At 65.6% G+C, this 21074-nt stretch carries 18 protein-coding genes; 13 read left to right on the top strand and 5 right to left on the bottom strand.

Translation table 11 applies throughout. The features are described 5' to 3' along the window. Positions 1-95: 95 nt before the first annotated feature. On the top strand, positions 96-1361 hold the full coding sequence (locus tag TSA1_RS21585; protein WP_100178092.1) for a cytochrome P450: 1266 nt from the start codon (positions 96-98) through the stop codon (positions 1359-1361). A gap of 182 nt (positions 1362-1543) precedes the next feature. Further along, entirely contained in the window at positions 1544-2818 is a 1275-nt protein-coding gene (locus tag TSA1_RS21580) for a cytochrome P450 (RefSeq protein WP_100178091.1), read from the top strand. Positions 2819-3118: 300 nt separating this feature from the next. Here TSA1_RS21580 and TSA1_RS21575 read toward each other — a convergent pair whose 3' ends face one another. Continuing rightward, the gene (locus TSA1_RS21575; RefSeq protein WP_100178090.1) at positions 3119-4039 is read right to left on the bottom strand and encodes a LysR substrate-binding domain-containing protein; all 921 of its coding nucleotides are present in this window, start codon (positions 4037-4039) and stop codon (positions 3119-3121) included. Positions 4040-4164: 125 nt separating this feature from the next. On the opposite strand from TSA1_RS21575, the gene TSA1_RS21570 reads away from it, so the two are divergent. From TSA1_RS21570 to mdlC, 4 genes are all read left to right on the top strand, one after another. After that, on the top strand, positions 4165-5334 hold the full coding sequence (locus TSA1_RS21570; protein ID WP_100178089.1) for an acyl-CoA dehydrogenase family protein: 1170 nt from the start codon (positions 4165-4167) through the stop codon (positions 5332-5334). A gap of 9 nt (positions 5335-5343) precedes the next feature. Next, positions 5344-6447, top strand: coding sequence for a CaiB/BaiF CoA transferase family protein (locus TSA1_RS21565; RefSeq protein WP_100178088.1), 1104 nt, complete (start codon positions 5344-5346; stop codon positions 6445-6447). 15 nt (positions 6448-6462) lie between these two features. Then, positions 6463-7314, top strand: coding sequence for an HTD2 family dehydratase (locus tag TSA1_RS21560; protein WP_100178087.1), 852 nt, complete (start codon positions 6463-6465; stop codon positions 7312-7314). Between the two features lie 176 nt (positions 7315-7490). Next, on the top strand, positions 7491-9113 hold the full coding sequence (gene mdlC, locus TSA1_RS21555) for a benzoylformate decarboxylase (RefSeq protein WP_100178086.1): 1623 nt from the start codon (positions 7491-7493) through the stop codon (positions 9111-9113). Between the two features lie 88 nt (positions 9114-9201). Here mdlC and TSA1_RS21550 read toward each other — a convergent pair whose 3' ends face one another. Then, positions 9202-9978 (bottom strand): SDR family NAD(P)-dependent oxidoreductase, encoded by a 777-nt coding sequence (locus tag TSA1_RS21550; protein WP_100178085.1) that lies wholly within the window; start codon positions 9976-9978, stop codon positions 9202-9204. 75 nt (positions 9979-10053) lie between these two features. Between TSA1_RS21550 and TSA1_RS21545 the strand changes: the two genes are divergently transcribed. Continuing rightward, the gene (locus TSA1_RS21545; protein ID WP_174719007.1) at positions 10054-10515 is read left to right on the top strand and encodes a MarR family winged helix-turn-helix transcriptional regulator; all 462 of its coding nucleotides are present in this window, start codon (positions 10054-10056) and stop codon (positions 10513-10515) included. A gap of 16 nt (positions 10516-10531) precedes the next feature. Here TSA1_RS21545 and TSA1_RS21540 read toward each other — a convergent pair whose 3' ends face one another. Further along, positions 10532-11326: an SDR family oxidoreductase gene (locus TSA1_RS21540; protein WP_100178083.1), complete on the bottom strand. Its 795-nt coding sequence runs from the start codon at positions 11324-11326 to the stop codon at positions 10532-10534. A gap of 67 nt (positions 11327-11393) precedes the next feature. After that, entirely contained in the window at positions 11394-12089 is a 696-nt protein-coding gene (gene trhA, locus TSA1_RS21535) for a PAQR family membrane homeostasis protein TrhA (RefSeq protein ID WP_100178082.1), read from the bottom strand. A gap of 177 nt (positions 12090-12266) precedes the next feature. Between trhA and TSA1_RS21530 the strand changes: the two genes are divergently transcribed. Both TSA1_RS21530 and TSA1_RS21525 read left to right on the top strand, forming a co-directional pair. Beyond that, positions 12267-13736: a YcjX family GTP-binding protein gene (locus TSA1_RS21530; RefSeq protein ID WP_100178081.1), complete on the top strand. Its 1470-nt coding sequence runs from the start codon at positions 12267-12269 to the stop codon at positions 13734-13736. Further along, positions 13733-14761: a YcjF family protein gene (locus TSA1_RS21525; protein ID WP_100178080.1), complete on the top strand. Its 1029-nt coding sequence runs from the start codon at positions 13733-13735 to the stop codon at positions 14759-14761. The genes TSA1_RS21530 and TSA1_RS21525 overlap by 4 nt, the downstream gene beginning before the upstream one ends. Before the next feature lie 114 nt (positions 14762-14875). On the opposite strand, the gene TSA1_RS21520 is transcribed toward TSA1_RS21525, so the two are convergent. Continuing rightward, positions 14876-16459 carry a glycosyltransferase family 39 protein gene (locus TSA1_RS21520; protein ID WP_245448563.1) on the bottom strand — a complete coding sequence of 528 codons (1584 nt, stop codon included), beginning with the start codon at positions 16457-16459 and terminating at the stop codon, positions 14876-14878. 379 nt (positions 16460-16838) lie between these two features. Here TSA1_RS21520 and TSA1_RS21515 point away from each other — a divergent pair, with 379 nt between their 5' ends. From TSA1_RS21515 to TSA1_RS21500, 4 genes are all read left to right on the top strand, one after another. After that, complete coding sequence (locus tag TSA1_RS21515; RefSeq protein WP_100178078.1) at positions 16839-18572, top strand: adenylate/guanylate cyclase domain-containing protein; 1734 nt, start codon at positions 16839-16841, stop codon at positions 18570-18572. Between the two features lie 216 nt (positions 18573-18788). Continuing rightward, entirely contained in the window at positions 18789-19988 is a 1200-nt protein-coding gene (sorA, locus tag TSA1_RS21510) for a SorA family sulfite dehydrogenase catalytic subunit (protein WP_100178077.1), read from the top strand. A 12-nt stretch (positions 19989-20000) separates the two neighbouring features. Then, on the top strand, positions 20001-20309 hold the full coding sequence (gene sorB / locus TSA1_RS21505; RefSeq protein ID WP_174719006.1) for a SorB family sulfite dehydrogenase c-type cytochrome subunit: 309 nt from the start codon (positions 20001-20003) through the stop codon (positions 20307-20309). A 396-nt stretch (positions 20310-20705) separates the two neighbouring features. Beyond that, entirely contained in the window at positions 20706-20906 is a 201-nt protein-coding gene (locus TSA1_RS21500; RefSeq protein ID WP_008563500.1) for a cold-shock protein, read from the top strand. The last annotated feature ends 168 nt before the right edge of the window (positions 20907-21074 follow it).

Raw genomic sequence — 21074 nt, 5'->3', positions numbered from 1 at the left:
CTTGCTCCGGCGCAGACAACCGGCTGTAATTGCAAATCAAATACCGCAGCGCAGAATTCAACGAGAACGCGCGGTTGATGCCAGGGAGAACGGTCATGCATGGGACCATCGAGAACGCGGCCAAGCTCGACGCGCTACGCGCACGCGCCAATTCACTGCCGCTGGAGCAGTTCGACCCGGGCGATCCCGAATTGTTCAGGACCGATACGTTCTGGCCCTATTTCGATCGGCTCCGCCGCGAAGATCCCGTGCACTATTGCAAGGACTCGATGTTCGGCCCTTACTGGTCGGTGACGCGCTACAACGACATCATGGAGATCGAGACCAACCACGCGGTGTTCTCCTCGGCCTCCTCGCTCGGCGGCATCACCATCCGCGACATCGATCCGGACCTGCGCCGCGAGAGCTTCATTTCGATGGACCCGCCGCGCCACGCCGCCCAGCGCAAGACCGTGGCGCCGATGTTCACGCCGACGCATCTGGACAATCTCGCCCTCAACATCCGCAAGCGCTCGGCCGAATGCCTGGACAATCTGCCGCGCGGCGAGGTGTTCGACTGGGTCGACCGCGTCTCGATCGAGCTCACCACCCAGATGCTGGCGGTGCTGTTCGACTTTCCCTGGGAAGACCGCCGCAAGCTGACGCGCTGGTCGGACATCGCCACCACCATTCCCGGACCCGACGGCCTCGTCGCCACCGAGGACGAGCGCCAGGCCGAGCTGACGGAATGCGCCGGCTACTTCGCCCGCCTCTGGAAGGAGCGCATCGCGCAGCCGCCGAAGAGCGACCTGCTCTCGATGATGGCGCATGGCGCCGCCACGCGCGACATGGACGCCAAGAACTTCCTCGGCAATCTCATTCTGTTGATCGTCGGCGGCAACGACACCACGCGCAACACCATGTCGGGCTCGCTGCTCGCGCTGAGCCAGCATCCGGAGCAATATCGCAAGCTGCGCGAGAACCCCGCTTTGCTGGACAGTTTCGTTCCCGAAGTGATCCGCTGGCAGACGCCGCTGGCGCATATGCGCCGCACCGCGCTCTCCGACTTCGAATTCCGCGGCAAGCAGATCAAGAAAGGTGACAAGGTCGTGATGTGGTACGTCTCGGGCAACCGCGACGAGGAGGCGATCGAGAAGCCCTACGAATTCATCATTGACCGCGCCCGCCCGCGCACGCATCTGTCGTTCGGCTTCGGCATCCACCGTTGCGTCGGCCTGCGGCTTGCCGAGCTGCAGCTCAAGATTATCTGGGAAGAGATCCTGAGGCGTTTCGACCATATCGAGGTGGTCGGCAAGCCGAAACGGGTCTATTCGAGCTTCGTCAAGGGACTGGAAGAGCTGCCGGTGAAGATTGCGGCGTAGGAATTCTCCCTCTCCCCGTTCTTACGGGGAGAGGGTCGGGGTGAGGGGCTCTCTCCGCAAACACGCTGAGAGACGGATTCGCGGAGAGTCCCCCTCACCCGGAATTTGAGCTTCGCTCGAATTCCGGCCTCTCCCCGCAGGCGGGGAGAGGCGAAGAAAGAGAACCAACTGGAGCAACCACGATGAACATCCAAGCGCCGGTTAAAGTGGACAAGGCCGAACGCATGCGCAGGGCCCGTGAGGAGGCCTATGCGACGCCGCTGTCGCAATTCCACCCCGGCGCGCCCAGGCTGTTCCAGGACGACACGCTGTGGCCGTGGTTCGAGCGGCTGCGCAACGAAGAGCCGGTGCACTATTGCACCAACGCGCCGATCGAGCCGTACTGGTCGGTGGTGAAATACAACGACATCATGCATGTCGACACCAATCACGGCACCTTCTCCTCGGACTCCACGCTCGGCGGCATCTCGATCCGCGACGTGCCGCCCGGCTACGACTATCCGAGCTTCATCGCGATGGATCAGCCTCGGCATTCGTCGCAGCGCAAGACGGTGTCGCCGATGTTCACGCCGACACATCTGGACGAGCTGGCAAAGCTGATCCGGCAGCGCTCGCAGACCGTGCTCGACAATCTGCCGCGCAACGAGACCTTCAATTTCGTCGAGCGCGTCTCGATCGAGCTGACGACGCAGATGCTCGCGACCTTGTTCGACTTCCCCTGGGAGGAGCGGCGCAAGCTGACGCGCTGGTCCGACGTGTCGACCGCGCTGCCCAAGAGCGGCATCGTCGCCTCCGCCGAGGAGCGCCGCCGCGAGATGGACGAGTGCTACGCCTACATGTCCAAGCTCTGGAACGAGCGCGTCAACTCCGCGCCGCGCAACGACCTCTTGTCGCTGATGGCCCATAACGACGCCACGCGCCACATGGACCCCGACAACCTCATGGGCAACATCATCCTGCTCATCGTCGGCGGCAACGACACCACGCGCAACACCATGACCGGCTCGGTGCTGGCGCTGAACGAGAACCCCGAGCAATACGACAAGCTGCGCGCCAATCCGGAGCTGATCGATTCCATGGTGCCCGAGGTGATCCGCTGGCAGACGCCGCTGGCGCATATGCGGCGCACGGCCTTGCAGGACACCGAGATCGGCGGCAAGCAGATCAGGAAGGGCGATCGCGTCGTGATGTGGTACGTCTCCGGCAACCGCGACGACGAGATGTTCGACAGGCCCAACGAGTTCATCATCGACCGCCCGCGCCCACGCACCCACCTCTCCTTCGGCTTCGGCATCCACCGCTGCGTCGGCATGCGCCTCGCCGAGCTGCAGCTCAAGATCGTCTGGGAGGAGATGCTGAAGCGCTTCGACCGCATCGAGGTGGTCGGCGAGCCCAAGCGGATCTATTCCAGCTTCATCAAGGGATATGAGACGCTGCCGGTGAGGATTCCGGGCTGAGCTCCATTTCTCCGACCGTCATCCTGAGGTGCGCGCCATGGGACGCAACGCGGCCCATGGGGAGCCTCGAAGGATGCACGGCCCCGATGCGTCCGGGCCGTCGTCCTTCGAGGCTCGCTCCGCGGCGCGATGCGCCGCAGAGCGCGCACCTCAGGATGACGGGAAGAGATAAGCGCTCGCCGCCTCCACACCGTCATCGCGAGTGCAGCGAACCTGGCCCAGCTATAAAATTCCGGCATGACAGGTCGCGCCAGATGCGAAGGCAGGACAGCGCCCGGTTGGTCTACGACACCAGCGCATCTAACTCAATTTGATGTCCCACACGCCATCCTTGCGGCAGGCGGCGACTTCCTCGCGCAGCAGCGCCGTGACGGCGAGCGAGGCCGTCGAGACCGGGCGGTCGATCGGAGAAGCGAAAATGAGCTCGCGCGACATCGGCTTCGAGACGACAGCGGTCTCCAGCCGTCCGTCCGCGACCTCGCCGTGGACCGACGATGGCGGCAGCAATGCGAAGCCGAGGCCCTCCTCGACGAGGCTGGTCAGCACCCGGAACGAATCCGCCTCGAGCTGGACGTTGAGCTTGATCTTGCGCTGGGCGGCCGCGTGCTCGATCAGCGCACGGAGGCCGTGCGAGTGAGAGGGCAGCACCAGCCGTTGCCGCAACAGCCAGCCGATGTCGACGCTCTTCTTGCGCGCAAGGCCGCAGCCGCGCGGGCCGACCGCGACGATGTTGTCGCGGCCGAGGCTCTGCACGTTGAGATGCAGATCGGCCGAGCGGCCGTAGAGGATGGCGAGGTCCATCTCGCCGCGATGCAGCCACTCGACCAGATGGCCGCTGTAGCTCTCGACGATGCGCAGCGAGATCCCGGGAAACTTTTCGACGCAGCGCCGCGCAAACCGTGCCGACAGCACGCAGCTCACGGTCGGGACCAGGCCGAGCACGACCTGCCCGGACGGCGGTCCCTGGGACGACTGGATGTCGTCGCGGATCTGGTCGATCTGCCGCACGATGCCGGAGGTGCGCGCCAGCAGCAGCCGGCCGGCCTCGGTCAGCACCATGCCGCGGCCGTTGCGGGTGAACAGCTCGGTGCGCAGCTCGTGTTCCAGGAGCTTGATCTGCCTCGAGAGCGCCGGCTGCGCCACGCGCAGCGTGTCGGACGCCTTGCTCAGGCTGCCGAGCTCCGCCACGCAACTGAAGGTCCTGAGCTGCCGGAAATCCATGCTTGCCAATCCTGGAAGGCTACTCCATACGCTATAACAAATGAGCATAGGGGGCGGGCATTGTTTTCACAACGCCTGAGGGTCGGCCGGCGTTATCTTAACTGCCGCTAAGAACTGGAAACGCCATGAGTGAAGAACACCACACCGAAGATTACGCCGACATTCGCGACGCCGTCGCAAAATTGTGCGCGCAGTTTCCCGGCGAATATTGGCGCAAGCTCGATCGCGAGATGGCCTACCCCAAGGCCTTCGTCGATGCGCTGACCGAAGCCGGCTATCTCTCGGTGCTGATCCCGGAAGAGTATGGCGGCGCGGGCCTGAAGCTCTCGGCGGCGGCTGCGATCCTGGAAGAGATCCAGCGTGCGGGGTGCAACGGCGGCGGCTGCCATGCTCAGATGTACACGATGGGCACCGTGCTGCGGCACGGCAATGCCGAGCAGAAGGCAAAGTACCTGCCGAAGATCGCCAGCGGCGAATTGCGCCTGCAGGCCTTCGGCGTCACCGAGCCGACCAGCGGCACCGACACCTCCTCGCTGAAGACCTTCGCGCGCAAGGAAGGCAACGACAGCTACATCGTCAACGGCCAGAAGATCTGGACCAGCCGCGCCGAGCATTCCGATTTGATGGTGCTGCTGGCGCGCACCACGCCGAAGGAGCAGGTGAAGAAGCGCACGGATGGTCTGTCGGTCTTCATCGTCGACATGCGCGAGGCCAAGAACAACGGCCTTGAGATCCGCCCGATCCGCACCATGATGAACCACGCCACCACCGAAGTGTTCTTCACCGACATGAAGGTGCCGGCGGAGAATCTGATCGGCGAGGAAGGCAAGGGTTTCCGCTACATCCTGTCAGGCATGAATGCCGAGCGGATTTTGATCGCCGCCGAATGCGTCGGCGACGCCAAATGGTTCATTGCCAAGGCGACGAACTACGCCAAGGAACGCAGCGTGTTCGGCCGCCCGATCGGCCAGAACCAGGGCATTCAGTTCCCCATCGCCAAGGCCTATGCCTCCATGCGCGCGGCCGAGTTGATGGTGAAGGAAGCCACGCGCAAATACGAGGCCGGGCTCGACTGCGGCGCGGAGGCCAACATGGCCAAGATGCTGGCGGCGGATGCGTCCTGGGAAGCGGCGAATGCCTGCATCCAGACCCATGGCGGCTTCGGCTTTGCCGAGGAATACGACGTCGAGCGCAAATTCCGCGAGACGCGGCTCTATCAGGTGGCGCCGATCTCGACCAACCTCGTGCTGTCCTTCGTCGCCGAGCACGTGCTCGGCATGCCGCGCTCGTACTGAGGTCGCGCCATGGGAGCATTGGACGGGATCAGGGTGATTGCGGTGGAGCAGGCGGTGGCGGCGCCGTTCTGCTCCTCGCGCCTGGCGGATGCCGGCGCGGAGGTGATCAAGATCGAGCGGCCCGAGGGCGATTTCGCCCGCGGCTATGACGCGGCGGCCAAGGGCCAGAGCAGCTATTTCGTCTGGCTCAACCGCGGCAAGCAATCGGCGGTGGTGGATCTCGCCACCAAGGAAGGTTGCGCCGAGCTGGAGAAGCTGATCGCCAGCGCCGATGTGCTGATCCAGAACCTGAAGCCGGGCTCGATGGACAAGCTCGGCTTTTCGCGCGAGCGGCTCCTGAAGGACTATCCGAAGCTGATCTCGTGTACGATCACAGGCTATGGCGACGAGGGCCCCTACGCCCACCGCAAGGCCTATGACCTCCTGATCCAGGCCGAGAGCGGCCTTGCCTCGATCACCGGCAACCCCGACGGCGCCTCGCGCGTCGGCATGTCGATCGTCGACGTCGCGACCGGCGCCACCGCCCATGCGGCGATCCTGGAAGCGCTGATCGCGCGCGGGCGCACCGGCAAGGGCTGTGACATCCGCATCTCCATGTTCGACGTGATGGCGGACTGGTGCACCGTGCCGCTGCTCAATTCGGAAGCTGGCAATCCGCCCAAGCGCATGGGCCTGCGCCATCCCTCGATCGCGCCCTATGGCGTCTTCACCTCGAAGGACGGCAAGGACATCCTGATCTCGATCCAGAGCGAGCGGGAGTGGAAGACGCTGTGCGCGAAGGTGCTTGATCAGCCCGACCTGCCGGCCGATCCCCGCGTCGCCAACATGGTCGAGCGCGTGCGCAACCGCGACTTCACCGACACGACGGTGGCGGATGCCTTCGGCAAGATGACGCGCGACGAGCTGTTGAAGCGGCTGTCGGACGCCGACATCGCCTTTGCCGAGGTCAACACCATGGCCGACCTCACCAAGCATCCGCATCTCAGGCGTATCGAGGTCGACACGCCGAACGGCCGCGTCAGCTATCCCGCGCCGGCGCCGATCATCGTCGGCGAGACACGCAGCTATGGCGCCGTGCCTGCGATCGGCGAAAAGCCAAAATCAAGAAAGTAACAAGAGCGAGGCATCATGACCGAGAAGCTCGACATCGACCACTTGCGGCAGTGGATCGGCCGCACGACGGAGGCCACCGACATCGTCACCGCGCAGCTCGTCATGGGCCTGCGCGCGACGCTGTTCCAGGAGGTCGGCGAGCCCAAGAAGGGCGATGCCGCGCCGTTCACGGTGCATTGGTGCCTGGCTCAGCCGGTGTTTCCGATGTCGATGCTCGGCCCCGACGGCCACCCCACCCGCGGCGGCTTCCTGCCGCCGGTGCCGCTGCCGCGCCGGATGTGGGCCGGCGGCGAGATCGAATTCCTGCAGCCGTTGCAGGTCGGCGATGAATCGACGCGCACCTCGCGCATCGCCGACGTTCAGGTGAAGACGGGCTCGACCGGCACCCTGTGTTTCGTCTCGGTCGAGCACAGCATCTCCTCGCCCCGCGGCACCGCCATCCGCGAGCGGCAGGACATCGTCTATCGCGAGATGACGAGCAGCGCGCCTGCGTCGGCCAAGGCGCCGCCTCCGCCGCCGACAGCGCAGCACCGCGAGACCCATGTCTCCGATCCCGTGCTGCTCTTCCGCTATTCCGCGCTGACCTTCAACGGCCACCGCATCCATTACGACCGTGACTACGTCACCAAGGTCGAGGGCTATCCGGGCCTGATCTTCCATGGGCCGCTGCAGGCCGCGCTGATCATCGAGATGGCAGCGAAGCTGCATGGCGGCAAGGCGCCGAAGAAGTTCACCTATCGCGGCCTTCAGCCACTGTTCGAGGGCACGGAGTTCTCGGTGAACGCCAACGAGACCGACGCCGGCATGGAGCTGTGGACCGCGAATGCGGATGGGCAGCCGACGATGAAAGGGACGGCGGTGTGGTGAGCCACCGCGCTCTCCCCGTCATTGCGAGCGTAGCGGCGATGTAAGAACGTAGACCCTCACCCTGAGGAGCCGCGCAGCGGCGTCTCGAAGGGGCGAGGCCACCAGCCGGGCCTTCATCCTTCGAGACGCGCGAAGACGCGCTCCTCAGGATGAGGAACTAGAAGGGGACGGAAACCATGGCCAAGAACGGCAAGAGCGGCAGCAAGTCCGTCACCGTCAAGCAGGCGACGCTCGACCTCTTGCGCTCGTTCGGGATCGACCGGGTCTTTGGCAATCCCGGCTCGACCGAGCTGCCGTTCCTCTCTGACTGGCCCGACGACATCGACTACGTGCTGGCGCTGCAGGAGGCCTCCGCAGTCGGCATGGCCGACGGTTACGCGCAGGCGACGCGCAATGCCGGCTTCGTCAACCTGCATTCGGCGGCCGGCGTCGGCAACGCGCTCGGCAACATCTACACCGCGCATCGCAACCAGACACCGATCGTCATCACCGCCGGCCAGCAGGCCCGCTCGATCCTGCCGCTGCAGGCCTTCCTCTATGCCGAGCGCGCCTCGGAATTTCCCCGGCCTTACGTGAAATACAGCGTCGAGCCGGCGCGGCCCGAGGACGTGCCGGCCGCGATCGCGCGCGCCTATTACACCGCAATGCAGCCGCCGTGCGGGCCGACCTTCGTGTCGATCCCGATCGACGACTGGGCGCATGCCTGCGCACCGGTCGAGGCACGCAAGGTCAGCCGCGAGATCGGCCCCGAGCCGGAGGCGATGAAGGCGCTGGTCACAGCGCTCGGTTCGGCAAAACACCCGGCGCTCGTGGTCGGCCCCGGCGTCGACCGCGCCGGCGCGGTCGATCTGATGGTGCGGGTCGCCGAGAAGGCCAAGGCGAGCGTCTGGGTCAGCCCGTTCTCGGCGCGCTGCTCCTTCCCCGAGCGTCACCCGCAATTCGCGGGCTTCCTGCATGCCTCACCGGCCCAGCTCTCCGACGCGCTGCGCGAGCACGATCTCGTCGTCGTCATCGGCGCGCCCGTGTTCACCTTCCATGTCGAGGGCCATGCCGCGATCTTCGACGGCGGCGCGACGATCTTCCAGATCACGGATGATCCGGATGCCGCCGCAGTGACGCCGGTCGGCACCAGCATCGTCGCGACGATGAAGCCGGCGCTGAGCCTGCTGCTCGACTTATTGCCGGAGAGCAAGCGCGCCACGCCGAAAGGCCGCACGCTACCACCGGCGCCGCAGGCCGCCGATCCGCTGCCGGTCGAATTCCTGCTGCATTCGCTGTTAAAGGCAATGCCTGAAGGCGCCTCGCTGGTCGAGGAAGTGCCCTCGCACCGCCCGGCGATGCAGAAGTTCATGCCGATGCGCGGCCAGGATTCGTTCTACACCATGGCGAGCGGCGGCCTCGGATACTCCCTGCCGGCCGCCGTCGGCATGGCGCTCGGCAAGCCGAAGCAACGCACCGTGTGCCTGATCGGTGACGGCTCGGCGATGTATTCGATCCAGGCGCTATGGACCGCCGCGCAGCGCAAGCTGCCGTTGACTGTCGTCGTCATCAACAATTCCGGCTACGGCGCGATGCGCTCGTTCAGCCAGGTGATGCAGGTGCGCAACGTGCCCGGGCTGGAGCTGCCGGGGATCGATTTCGTCCGGCTTGCGGAGGGCATGGGCTGCCATGCGGTGCGGGTGAGCAAGGCGGCGGAGCTCGGCGAGGCGCTGAAGCGCGGCATGGCGTTCGAGGGGACGAGCCTGGTCGAGGTCGTCGTGGATTCGGCGGTGCCGGTGCTGTACGGGCAGAAGCACTGAAGGGCCGTAGCCCGGATGAAGCGAAAGCGAAATCCGGGAATCGTGCAACGAGCAAAGCGGTCCCGGATTGCGCTTCGCTCCATCCGGGCTACGAAGCGAGAAATCCCCCGTCCGCCGCCAGCACGTGTCCGACCACATAGGACGACGCATCCGACGACAGCCACACCACGGCCTCCGCCACCTCCTCCGGGCTGCCCATCCGCCGCAATGGCAATCCCGCACTCACCGTTGCGATATCGCCGACGCCGGCGCGCAGCATCATGTCGGTGACGACGCGGCCCGGCGCGATCGCGTTGATGCGGATGCCGCGCGGGGCATTCTCCATCGCCGCCGAGCGGGTCAACGAGATCGCCGCGGCTTTCGAGGCCGAATAGAGCGAGAAGCCGGGATTGGGATTGCGCATGCCACTGACGGAGGCGTTGACGACGATGCTGCCGCTGCCTTGCGCCAGCATGGCCGGCAATTGATGGCGCAGGCACAGGAACAGCGCGCGGACATTGGTGTCGAACACGGTGTCGTAGACGTCGGTGCCCTGCTCTTCCAGCGGCGCGCGGCGCTCCTGGAAGCCGGCATTGTTGAAAGCGACGTCGAGCCGGCCACAGCGTTCGATCGCCGTGCGAACCATCCGCGCGACCTCGTCCTCGCGCGTGATGTCGGTCCGAAGCGCGATCGCTTCCGCGCCAAGCTCACGGCATGAAGCGGCGGCCGCCTCGATCTCGGCCTCGCGCCGTCCCGCCACGATGATCGCCTCGGCGCCTTCGGTCGCCATCCGCAGCGCGGTGGCGCGGCCGATGCCGCTGCCGCCGCCCGTGACCAGGCAGACCTTGCCCGTCATCCGCATCGCCGCAGGCAAAGCTTCGCTCATCGTCCGCTCCAAAACGCTTGCGCGCGCCGTTCTGCGCATATAGTTGTATGATACAACTATATGCCGGGAGTCAAGATGGCCGAGCTTGCATTGATCGACGACATCCGCGCCGCCTCGCGCCTGATGGTGCGCGAGCTCGGCTTCATGGATGCGACGGTGGCGGCCTCGGAATATCCGCCCTCGGCCGTGCACACGATCCTGGAGATCGGCGTCCGCGGTCCCATGACCTCGGGCGAGCTCGGCGATTTCCTGCGGTTGGAAAAGTCCAGCGTCAGCCGCCTGGTGCGCAAGCTGATCGATTGCGGCGAGCTCAGGGAGACGCCGGATGAGACGGATGCGCGCAGCAAAAGGCTGTCGCTGACGGCGAAGGGCCTGCGCACGCTGGAGGCGCTGCATGCGTTCGGCCGTCAGCAGGTGCGCGGCGCGCTGGCGGCATTGACGGAAGCCGAGCAACGCAAGGTACGCGAGGGCATGATGCTTTATGCAAGGGCGCTGCGAGCGAGCCGGGTGGAGAGTGAGGCGGAGGTGGTGGCCTAACCACCGCTGCCGTCCCTTACTTGCCGAAATCTTCCCGCATCTTCGCCTGGATCTTGGCCATGCCGCCGATCCAGCGGTCGTAATTCTCGGTCTTCTTGCGCATGTAGCCGAGCACCTGGGGGTGCGGCAGGATCAGGAACGTCTCCTGCTCGAGGCCGGCGAGCACGTCTTTCGCCACCTGCTCCGGCGTGAGATCGCCGTCGCCGGATTGCGGGCCCTTGGGGATCGAGCGCAGCATGTTGGTGTCGACGCCCTGCGGGCAGAGGATCGAGACCTTGATGTTATGGGCCTTGTGCGAGATCGCGAGATTCTCGGCAAAGCCGACTGCAGCATGCTTGGTCGTCGAATAGGCCGGACTGCCGACCTGCGACAACAGGCCCGCGGCGGAGATGGTGTTGAGGAAATAGCCGCCGCCGCGCGCCTTCATGCGGGGGATGAGATGCCGCGCCGCATAGACATGGGCCATGACGTGGATCGCCCAGCTGCGCTGCCACGGCTCGTCGGAGGAGCCGCCGGCGTTTTCCGACATCGGATCGAAGCCGCCGCCGATGCCGGCGTTTGAGCAAAAGAGATCAATGGGTCCGAACTGCCGCTCAGTCTCCTCGATGACGTGCGAGATGTCTTTCTCCTGCGCGACGTCGCATTTGAACGCCGCGCCGTCCACCATGGCGGCCACCGCCCGCGCATTGGCGGCGTCCATGTCCGCGACCACGACCTTGGCCGCCCCCGCCGCGTGAAAGGCTTCGCACAGCGCCTTGCCGATGCCGTTTGCGCCGCCCGTGACGACCACGACCTTGCCGGTCACCTGCATGCGACGTCTCCTCTTGTCTTATACCGCTTGTCGGCCGCTTCGCCTGTCCCGGCGTCGCGGTTCCTGCTTAGCTCAACACGAGGTCGAGCACCGCGGTATAATGGCACGCCGCGCCGGCCAAGACAAAGCCGTGCCAGATCGCATTCTGGAAGCGCAGCCGCCGCCAGGCGTGAAAAATCACGCCGAAGCTGTAGAGCAGGCCGCCGGCCAGGATGAGGCCCAGCACCAGTGCCGGCAGTGCCTTGACCACGGCGTCGTAGAGCATCACGCCGCTCCAGCCCATCGCAAGATAAATGCCGACCGAAACGCGCTCGAACCGGCCGGGGTAGAACAGCTTCAGCACGATGCCGAGGACGGCGACGCACCAGACGCCAGCGAGCAGCACCAGCGCGAACACGCTGTCCTTTACCTCCAGGATGAACGGGGTGTAGGTCGCGGCAATCAGCAGATAGATCGCGGAATGGTCGAACCGCCGGAGCAGCCATTTGGCCGGCGACACCGGCCAGAGATTATAGGTCGCCGACAGCACCAGCATCGAGAGCAGCCCGGCGACGTAGATCGAGACGCCGACGATGTTGGTGGCGTCGGCATAGATCGCCGTCAGCACCACCAGCACGGTCGCGGCGACGATGCCGGACAGCACGCCGATCGCGTGGACGATGCCGTCGGCAATGAGCTCGGCACGGTCGTAATCCCAGCCGATGGCGTCGGCGGCGGCATGGACGGAATTCGATGCAAACTGTTTCAGCTGGAAGACGGTCATGGCAATCCGCACGTTGTGGTAATGCCTTCTTCTATGGGTAGTTCGAGATCGGCGCGTCGTTCAAACGGGTGATTTCCGACAAAGGCGGTGGAAGTATGGAGCTTGATTTTCCCCACGCAATTGCCACTTTTGTGAACGGACACACATTCCGCCCGCCCCGGATCCACTAACGTTCATATGGCATTCAGTTTCCAGGATATGGTCGAAGAAGCGCGGCTGTCCGCGCAGGCGCTGATCGACTATGGCGAGCATTTCTTCAATCCGACGGTACGGCTCGGGGTCACGGGCCTGTCGCGGGCCGGCAAGACCGTGTTCATCACCGCGCTGATCCACGGCCTCACCCGCGGCGGCCGGTTTCCGGTGTTCGATGCCTACGCCTCGGGCCGGATCGCGCGGGCGCATCTGGCGCCGCAGCCCGACGATGCCGTGCCGCGCTTCGCCTATGAGAACCATCTGCGTGCGCTGGTCGAGGAACGGCGCTGGCCAAGCTCGACCGTCGACATCAGCGAGCTCAGGCTTGTCATCGACTATCAACGCCCGAACGGCGCCGACCGCACGCTGACGCTGGACATCGTCGACTATCCCGGCGAATGGCTGCTCGACCTGCCGCTGCTGCAGAAGAGCTTCGAGCAATGGTCGGCGGAGAGCCTTGCCTTGTCGCGCGAGGCACCGCGCGCGCATCTTGCGAGCGAATGGCACACGCATCTCTCAACACTCAAGCCCGAAGCGCGCGAGGACGAGCAGGCGACGCTCACCGCTGCAAAACTCTTCACCGATTATCTGCGCGCCTGCCGCGACGAGCGCTTTGCCATGAGCCTGTTGCCGCCCGGCCGTTTCCTGATGCCCGGCAATCTCGCGGGCTCCCCCGCGCTGACCTTTGCGCCGCTCGACGTGCCCGTTGGCGGGCAGGCCCCGGATGGATCGCTGTGGGCGATGATGGTGCGCCGCTTCGAGGCCTACAAGGACGTCGTGGTGCGGCCGTTCTTTCGCGATCATTTTGCCCGGCTCGATCGCCAGATCGTGCTGGCCGACGCGCTGTCGGCGTTCAACTCCGGCCCCGAGGCGCTGCACGACCTCGAAGCCGCACTGGCCGGCATTCTCGATTGCTTCAACATCGGCCGCAGCACGATCCTTTCCAGCCTGTTCCGGCCGCGCATCGACCGCATCCTGTTCGCGGCGACCAAGGCCGATCATCTGCATCATTCCAGCCACGACCGGCTCGAGGCCGTGCTGCGCCGCGCCGTCGCGGGCGCGGTCGCGCGCGCGGAAAATACCGGCGCGGCCATCGACGTGGTGGCGCTGGCCGCGGTGCGGGCGACGAGGGAAGCGCAGGTCGCGCGCGGCCGCGACAAATTGCCGTCCATCCTGGGAACGCCGGCCGCGGGCGAAAGCGCCGGCGGCGAGTTCTTCGACGGCAACACCGAAGTGGCGACGTTTCCGGGCGATCTGCCGCTCGACCCCGAGCCGCTGTTCAACGGCACCGATGCGTTCCGTGGCCTCTCCACCGAGGCCGCCGAAAAGAGCGATTTCCGTTTCCTGCGCTTCCGCCCGCCCCCACTGGACCGCGAAGGCACCGAGCCGCCGACGCTGCCTCACATCCGCCTCGACCGTGCCTTGCAGTTCCTGATCGGAGACAAGCTCGCATGAACGACCGATCGAAGCCACGGCGGCCGGCGACGTTCCGGCTCGACGATCCCGGCGTCGTCGTCACCGAAGCCGACGAGACCAGCCGGCTCAGCCGCGCCACCATCCAGATCACGCCGGAGCATGACCCGCAGGCGCTGCCGGTGCCGATCGCGGCCGCCGTTCCCGCACGGCGCGGATTTCCCTGGGGCACGCTGTTCTGGTCGGGGCTGGGCGGGCTGACGCTGCTCGGCACCGGGCTCGGCGTCGTCCGTCTGATCGAGGATCTGTTCGCGCGCAGCGAAACGCTCGGCTATGTCGGCCTTGCCTTCGCTGCCGTCACCGCTCTGGCGCTCGCGGTCGTGATCGGCCGCGAGGCGTTCGGGCTCGCGCGCCTTGCCACCATCGAGAAACTGCATGCGCGCGCGGCGGCCGTGCTTGCCAGCGACGACCGCAAGGAAAGCCGCGTCATCGTGCGGGATCTGCTCGAGATCGCGCACCAGAACCCGCAGCTCGCCCGCGCCCGCGCCGCGCTGGAGAGCCACACCGGCGAGATCATCGACGGCGCCGACATGATCCGGCTCGCCGAGCGCGAATTGATGTCGCCGCTCGATGCGGAAGCGCGGCGACTGGTGTCGTCGGCCGCGCAAAAGGTCTCGATCGTCACGGCGGTGTCACCGCGCGCGGCGATCGACGTGCTGTTCGTGTTCGTCGCAGCGCTGCGCCTGATCCGCCAGCTCGCCTACCTCTATGGCGGCCGCCCCGGCGCGCTCGGCATGATCCGCCTGCTCCGCCACGTCATCACCCATCTCGCCATCACCGGTGGCATGGCCGCGAGCGACAGCCTGATGCAGCAGATGCTGGGACATGGCATCGCGGCGAAGCTGTCGCAGCGGCTCGGCGAAGGCGTGCTGAACGGATTGCTGACGGCGCGGCTGGGGCTGGCCGCCATCGACGTCACAAGGCCGCTGCCCTTCGCCGCCCTGCCGCCGCCGAAACTGTCGGACCTCGCGACGGATTTGCTGCGGAAGAAGGACGGGGAGGAGTAGCAGGCTCTTCCTTACCCTCCCCTGGAGGGGGAGGGTCGGCTTGCAGCGCGCCAGCGATGCGAGCCGGGGTGGGGTGACAGTCTCTCCTCCTTGAACGCTGCCCGAGTGGAGAGATCACCCCACCCCGCTCGCGCTGCGCGCGATCGACCCTCCCCCTCCAGGGGAGGGTAAGAGAAACCGCGCGAGTCTCGCGCTGAATCCCCCCGCCAGCACCTTCCACTGGAACAGCGGCGAATCCTTCGGCGGTGACAGCTCCGGCGTCCATCCCGTGAGCTTTTCGATCACATAGTTATCCGCGCGAACACCCCGCCAGCTTCGTTCGACCTCTCCGAGCGGCTCGCGCTTCGCCGGAATGTTCTCCCAAAGCGACGAACGATCGTCCGGCTCGCGCCCGACATAGATGCCGGCGTGGCCCTTGATCCGGTCCATGCCGGGATCACGGAAATCCTGGAAGCGGCCGCGCTCGTTGATCTCGATGACGGGCACGCGGCCGCGGAACAGCCAGCGCATCATGGCGTAGGTGCGGTAGTCCGTGGTCGCGATCCAGGTCGCACCGGTCTCATCGAGCGCCGCCTGGGCACGCGCGGCGACCTGCTCATAGCCGGCCTCGGCGCCGATCGGATCGATCTTGCCGAGCAGATTGAAGGGCGCGGCGACATAATAGAGGAACACGATGACGACGAAGGCGAGGCCCGAGCCGACGGCGGTCCTGGCCCAGAACACCGACGATCTCAGCATGCGCGCCGACCAATCCTCCTTCATCATGGCCGCGAGGTTGACCGCGGCTGCAGCGAAGCCGACCGGCCACATGAACATCGGCCAGGTGTCGCCGACCCGGAGCGTCGACGACTTGAAGAGAAAATAGGCGAACGGCACCAGCACCGCGGTCGACAGCAGAATTCCAACGGGCTCGCGCGTGCGATAGCCGCGCCAGGCTGTCAGCACCAGCCCGGTCAGCACCACCGGCAGCATGACGAAGCCGACCAGGCCGAACTGCAGGCCGATGTAATCACCGATCGTGCGCAGCGAGATGCCGTAATTGGCGGTGGCGCGCACGCCCTGGAAACGAAACGAGGCCCAATCGTGCTGCGCGTTCCAGATCAGCACCGGCGAGAACACGAGGATTGCGACCAGGACCGCGAGATAGGGATACGGACTGCGCAGCCAGCGCCAGCGCCAATCCGGCACCAGCAGAAAGGCGGCAACTGCGGGGGCGAACATGACCGCGGTGAATTTCGACAGCATCGACAGGCCGGCGAACAGGCCGGCCGCCAGCCACCAGCGTCCGTCGCCGCTCTGCGCTATCAGCACCAGCGCCCACATCATCGCGACCGCGAACGGGATCATGGCGACATCGGGCGCGACCTTGGCCATCAGCAGACCGTAATAGAGCGCAGCTTCCGGCATCAGCACCGCGAGCACGATCGCGCGCACATCATGGGTGAGGCGGCGGACGATGTCGGCCAGCAGCAGCTGCGTCAGCAGCATCGCGACGATGCCACCGAGGCGCACCCCGAGCGTGGTGTCGCCGAGGATTGCGGTTCCCAGGCGGATCAGCCAGGCGATGCCCGGGGGATGATCGAGGAAGCTCAGCGCCCCCTCCTTCGACCAGGTCCAGTAATAGGCCTCGTCGGTGCGCAGCTCGATCGCGGAGGCATAGACGACGCGAAGCAGCGTCATCGCGGCGATGACGAGCATGGCAATCAGGATGAGACGGCGTTCGGCGCCGTCTGGCTTCGCAGAGATGTCGGGAGCGATCGTCACGGCCGCGCTTTTCGCCAACCTCGGAGGGGGAGTCAATGCGGGGACGGCGCGAAGAACACCGCTGTCGTCCCGGGCAAGCGCCAGCGAAGACCCGGGATCCATAACCACAGGGAGGGGTTTGGCGAAGACTCGGAGTTGCCAGCTCGTCCCAAACTACTCCCTGGGAGTATGGGTCCCGGATCTGCGCGCCGCTGTACGGCGCTTGTCCAGGACGACAGCGGGGCTTGCCGCGCATGTGATCCCGCCGGCTGTCCACATCGGGAATTAAACGCTAGGCTGGCTGTTCTCCTTGATGAACTGATACAATCAGATCATGGCCACCGCTCCTGCACAATTGTCCGAACTCGTCCGCGCGACCAGCGTGCGGCAGGTGCGGCTGGTCTGCGGCCTGATCCTGTTCTCCTACGTGATCAGCCATTTCCTCAACCATGCGCTCGGCAATATCTCGGTCGAGGCCATGGAGGCCGGGGTGTACTACCACACCGCGTTCTGGCAGTTCCTGCCCGTCGCGATCGTGTTCTACACCGCCGCGCTCACCCATATGGGGCTCGGCATCTACGCGCTGTATCAGCGCCGCCAGTTCCGCTGGCGCACGATCGAGCCGCTGCAGCTCGTGCTGGGCCTCAGCATCCCCGCACTGGTCATGGCGCACGTGGTCGGAGTGCGGCTCGGCTACACGCTGTACGGTCATCAGAAGCTCTATCCGCAGGAGCTGTATCTGTTCTTCGTCGCCGCGCCCGGCCGGCTGTGGCAGATGACGATCCTGCTTCTCGTCGCCTGGGTGCACGGCTGCATCGGCATCTATTTCTGGCTTCGTCTCAAGCCGTTCTTCACGCGTGCCGCGCCCTATCTGCTCGCCGCCGCCGTGCTGGTCCCGACGCTGTCGCTGCTCGGCATCTACCAGGGCGGCCGCAACGTCGCCTTCGAAGCCGATGACGGGGAATGGCGCACGCACAATCTCACCCGCCGTCAGGTCGGCACGACAGCCGAGGCCGCGACGCTTGACCGGATCACCGGCGCTTTCACCATCACCTATTTCGGGCTGCTGGGTCTGGCGCTAGCGGCGCGCGGCGTGCGGGCCTGGCGCGAGCGGCGCGGCGGCATGATCGCGCTGTCCTACGGCAACGGCAGGACGGTGCGGGTCCCCAAGGGCCTCTCCGTGCTGGAAGCGAGCCTGCGGCACAATCTGCCCCATGCCAGCGTCTGCGGCGGCCGCGCCCGCTGCTCGACCTGCCGCATCCGCGTCATCGGCGATCATGCCGTCCTGCCCGAACCGTCGCAGCGCGAGGCCTTCGTGCTCACCCGCGTCGGCACCAACGATCCCTCGATCAGGCTGGCCTGCCAGTTGCGGCCGACCTCCGACCTCTCCTTCTTCCAGCTCTTCACGCCGCAAACATCGTCTGCGAGCGCACACGCCTCGGCGCCGGCGAGCATCGGCCAGGAGCGCTATCTCGTCAGCCTGTTCGTGGACATGCGCGGCTCGACGCAGCTCGCCGAGAAGCGGCTGCCGTTCGACACCGTGTTCATCGTCAACCGCTTCCTCGGCGCGGTGTCGCAGGCCGTGATCGAGAATGGCGGCCAGCCGAACCAGTTCGTCGGCGACGGCATGCTGGCGCTGTTCGGGCTCACGGCCGATCCGCAAACCGCTTGCCGCCAGGCGCTGAAGGCGGCTAGCGGCATCGCCACCCATATCGACGAACTGAATCAGCTCCTGAGCCACGATCTTCGCCAGCCGATCCGCTTCGGCATCGGCATCCACGGCGGCGAGGTCATCATCGGCGACATCGGCTATCGCGATCACATCGTCTTCACCGCGCTGGGCGATGCCGTCAACGTCGCCGCCCGCCTGCAGGACATGACCAAGACGCTGGCCTGCGAGGCAATCGTCTCGGACGAGATCCGCAGCACGGCGGGCCTCGCCGACGATGCGCTGCCGCAACAGGAAGTCGCGATCCGCGGCCGCGACGAGCCGATGGCCGTGCGCGTGGTGACGGACGCAAGGGAGCTGGCGGCGCTGGTCGATCGCAGGGAGCGCGTCGCGGCCTGATGTTCGCCTCTCCCCGCAAGCGGGGCGAGGGAGCCCACCGCCGCCGCAGAGAGAACTTGGCCACATGCTTGTCTCCGTAACACCGGCCTGCTGCAACGCAGCGGCATGGGCCTGCTGCGAAAGCACGAATTGACTTCGTCGAGATCGTTGCGACAGATGAGCGCAGGATCGCGGTGATGACCGCTGATTCAACGAAAAGCTCCGGGAGGAGACCCTATGTTCGATCGACGCGACCTGCTCAAAGGGGCGGGCTTTGCCGCACTTGCGGCCACACTGAATTCCACCAGGGCCTCGGCACTCGACACCGTCACGCTCCCCTTCGCCAATGGCGAACGGCCGTTGGTGAAATATCCGCAGAAGCGGGCAATGATCGGCCTCACCAGCCGGCCGCCGCAGCTCGAGACGCCGTTTGCGATCTTCAATGACGGCCCGATCACGCCGAATAACGCGTTCTTCGTGCGCTATCACCTCTCCGACCTGCCCTACAATCTCGATCCCGACAAGTTCACGCTGGAGGTCAAGGGCAAGGTCGACAAGCCGCTGAAACTGTCGCTGAAGGACATCAGGAAGATGAAGGCGACGGAGATCGTGGCCGTCGCGCAATGCTCCGGCAACAGCCGCGGCTTCTTCGAGCCGCGCGTCGCCGGCGGCCAGCTCGCCAACGGCGCCATGGGCTGTGCGCGCTGGCGCGGCGTGCCGCTGAAGGCCGTGTTGGAGATGGCGGGCGTGCAGAGCGGCGCCAAGCAGGTCACGTTTGGCGGCATGGACGGCCCGGTCAGCGACAAGACGCCCGATTTCGTCAAGGCGCTCGACATCGCTCACGCCAGTGACGGCGAGGTGATGCTGGCCTATGGCATGAACGGCGAGGATTTGCCGTTCCTCAACGGCTTTCCGCTGCGCCTGATCGTGCCCGGCTATTACGGCACATACTGGGTCAAGCACCTCAACGAGATCACCGTCATCGACAATGTCTATGACGGCTTCTGGATGAAGTCGGCCTATCGCATCCCCGATACGCCGGACAATTCGATCGAGCCCGGCACCGCGCCGAAGGCGACGATCCCGATCAACCGCTTCACCATCCGCTCCTTCATCACCAGCGTGCCTGACGGTGCCAAGCTGAAGGCCGGCCGCACGACGCTGCGCGGCATCGCCTTCGACGGCGGCAAGGGCATCAAGGAGGTCCAGGTCTCCACCGACGGCGGCAAGAGCTGGGTGAGCGCCAAGCTCGGCAAGGACCTCGGCAAGTACGCCTTCCGCGAATGGAAGCTGCCGGTGAAGCTCGCGGCGGGCAATGTCGAGCTCAAGGTGCGCGCCACCGGCAATGGCGGCGAGACGCAGCCGGATACGCCGCGCTGGAACCCGGCGGGTTATCTGCGCAACGTCGTCGAAACCGTTCGCGTCAGCGTGGCGTGAGGGAGAATGATCATGCAGCGCACCGTCCTCCTCGCCATCACGCTTGCCCTCGCCACCGGCCTTGCGGCCGCGACCGCGGCGCCCGTCAACTACCAGCTTCCGGACGAGGTCGCCGCCTTCAAGCCGGGCCCCAATCTCGAGGTCGTCAAGGGCAATTGCAGCGCCTGCCACTCGGCCGACTACATCAAGACGCAGCCGCCGATGAAGGACAGGAAAGGCTTCTGGCAGGCCGAGGTGACCAAGATGATCAAGGTCTATGGCGCGCCGATCGACGATGCCGACGTCGGCAAGATCGTCGATTATCTGGCCGCGACGTATTGACGGACGGCGCGCGCTTTATTCTCACCCTCCCCTGGAGGGGGAGGGTCGATCGCGCGGAGCGCGAGCGGGGTGGGGTGATCTCTCAACACGAACAGCGCTCGATGCGGAGAGACTGTCACCCCACCCCGCTACGCATTGCGCTACGCTCCATGCGTAGCGACCCTCCCCCTCCAGGGGAGGGTAAGAAAGAACGTTACCGCAGCCCGCCACTCATTTGACCGCGAAACGGGCAAAACCGGCAAAAGCGCCGCGAAGTTGAGCGGAATTCGGCGAAATGCCGATGTGGTTTGAGCTACCAAGCCCGCCACATTCCGCGTATCCTGTTAGGACCGAACCGGCCGGTTGGCGGGGACTGGCGGTTCGAGATCTCGGAGGAAGACCCGCGGAGAAGTCGTGATGGCTAAAGGTACGGTCAAGTGGTTCAACCCGACGAAGGGTTATGGATTTATCCAGCCTGCGTCGGGGGGCAAGGATGTGTTCGTGCATATCTCGGCAGTGCAGAAAGCCGGTTTGTCCACGCTCAACGAGGGACAGACGGTGGAATACGAAGAGATCGCAAACCGGGGCAAGACCTCCGCAGAGAACCTCAAAGTATAAGCCCGCCAGCCTTTGCTGCCTCCCGGAACAACTTCCGGGAGCGGGCCAAAGAAAATTTCAGAAGACGGCCAGTGCATTCGACGACAGGCGTTGCGATTGCACGAGGATAACTATTTTTCCTGGGAGGACCGCACGTTCAACGCCACAGCAATGACAATCGCGACGGCA

It is taken from the genome of Bradyrhizobium nitroreducens (genome assembly GCF_002776695.1).
In the GTDB taxonomy this organism is placed as follows: Bacteria; Pseudomonadota; Alphaproteobacteria; order Rhizobiales; family Xanthobacteraceae; genus Bradyrhizobium; species Bradyrhizobium nitroreducens.
Note: the sequence above shows the minus strand (reverse complement) of the source record. Positions and strands in the feature narration are given on the sequence as shown.

Excerpts from the sequence above, each read along its gene's own strand:
- TSA1_RS21585 (WP_100178092.1), top strand. The coding sequence starts at position 96 with ATGCATGGGACCATCGAGAACGCGGCCAAGCTCGACGCGCTACGCGCA.
- TSA1_RS21580 (WP_100178091.1), top strand. The coding sequence starts at position 1,544 with ATGAACATCCAAGCGCCGGTTAAAGTGGACAAGGCCGAACGCATGCGC.
- TSA1_RS21575 (WP_100178090.1), bottom strand. The coding sequence starts at position 4,039 with ATGGATTTCCGGCAGCTCAGGACCTTCAGTTGCGTGGCGGAGCTCGGC.
- TSA1_RS21570 (WP_100178089.1), top strand. The coding sequence starts at position 4,165 with ATGAGTGAAGAACACCACACCGAAGATTACGCCGACATTCGCGACGCC.
- TSA1_RS21565 (WP_100178088.1), top strand. The coding sequence starts at position 5,344 with ATGGGAGCATTGGACGGGATCAGGGTGATTGCGGTGGAGCAGGCGGTG.
- TSA1_RS21560 (WP_100178087.1), top strand. The coding sequence starts at position 6,463 with ATGACCGAGAAGCTCGACATCGACCACTTGCGGCAGTGGATCGGCCGC.
- mdlC (WP_100178086.1), top strand. The coding sequence starts at position 7,491 with ATGGCCAAGAACGGCAAGAGCGGCAGCAAGTCCGTCACCGTCAAGCAG.
- TSA1_RS21550 (WP_100178085.1), bottom strand. The coding sequence starts at position 9,978 with ATGAGCGAAGCTTTGCCTGCGGCGATGCGGATGACGGGCAAGGTCTGC.
- TSA1_RS21545 (WP_174719007.1), top strand. The coding sequence starts at position 10,054 with ATGGCCGAGCTTGCATTGATCGACGACATCCGCGCCGCCTCGCGCCTG.
- TSA1_RS21540 (WP_100178083.1), bottom strand. The coding sequence starts at position 11,326 with ATGCAGGTGACCGGCAAGGTCGTGGTCGTCACGGGCGGCGCAAACGGC.
- trhA (WP_100178082.1), bottom strand. The coding sequence starts at position 12,089 with ATGACCGTCTTCCAGCTGAAACAGTTTGCATCGAATTCCGTCCATGCC.
- TSA1_RS21530 (WP_100178081.1), top strand. The coding sequence starts at position 12,267 with ATGGCATTCAGTTTCCAGGATATGGTCGAAGAAGCGCGGCTGTCCGCG.
- TSA1_RS21525 (WP_100178080.1), top strand. The coding sequence starts at position 13,733 with ATGAACGACCGATCGAAGCCACGGCGGCCGGCGACGTTCCGGCTCGAC.
- TSA1_RS21520 (WP_245448563.1), bottom strand. The coding sequence starts at position 16,459 with ATGCTCGTCATCGCCGCGATGACGCTGCTTCGCGTCGTCTATGCCTCC.
- TSA1_RS21515 (WP_100178078.1), top strand. The coding sequence starts at position 16,839 with ATGGCCACCGCTCCTGCACAATTGTCCGAACTCGTCCGCGCGACCAGC.
- sorA (WP_100178077.1), top strand. The coding sequence starts at position 18,789 with ATGTTCGATCGACGCGACCTGCTCAAAGGGGCGGGCTTTGCCGCACTT.
- sorB (WP_174719006.1), top strand. The coding sequence starts at position 20,001 with ATGCAGCGCACCGTCCTCCTCGCCATCACGCTTGCCCTCGCCACCGGC.
- TSA1_RS21500 (WP_008563500.1), top strand. The coding sequence starts at position 20,706 with ATGGCTAAAGGTACGGTCAAGTGGTTCAACCCGACGAAGGGTTATGGA.